This window comes from Rhizobium sp. Leaf321, from assembly GCF_001423215.1.
In the GTDB taxonomy this organism is placed as follows: domain Bacteria; phylum Pseudomonadota; class Alphaproteobacteria; order Rhizobiales; family Rhizobiaceae; genus Neorhizobium; species Neorhizobium soli.
Genome location: NZ_LMOF01000009.1, coordinates 628 through 1,025, shown reverse-complemented (window position 1 = coordinate 1,025; position 398 = coordinate 628). Strand labels below are relative to the sequence as shown.

General features: G+C 61.8%; 1 protein-coding gene. It reads left to right on the top strand.

Translation table 11 applies throughout. The annotated features are described in order from the left end of the window. Nucleotides 1-196: 196 nt before the first annotated feature. Nucleotides 197-398 (top strand): hypothetical protein (locus ASF70_RS24460; protein WP_210166809.1); only part of this gene is annotated, 202 nt, incomplete at its 3' end.

The following is a 398-nucleotide window of genomic DNA, read 5'->3' as shown; positions in this document are numbered from 1 at the left end:
CTCGCTGACAGCCTGGCCGCCGGAGTGGCAATCGCAAGGTCTGCAAAACCCGTCCGAGGATCGTGACCCTCGCCTCAGGACCGCCTGCCACGTGACGCTGACGACGGGCTTCCGCCTGGTTCTCAGCGCAAGAGAACGAGAATGGGTGAGAGGCTTCAAGCCTCTCGCATTCGAGGGGGATGTCGGGACAGCGCGCATGGCTCAGGCTGGCCATTTGGCGCCGGGTGAGACGGAGCTCGAATATGTGCGTGACCCAGAAGACCTGGTCGAGGACCGGCAGCGAATGCTTGGGCTTTCAGCAGACGGCGAAGCGCTGATCGTGGTTTCGGATCAGCTCTTCGTCATGCGTCGCACGGACATTCTGCATCTTAAGGTCATTCGTATGACGCCGGCCAAGG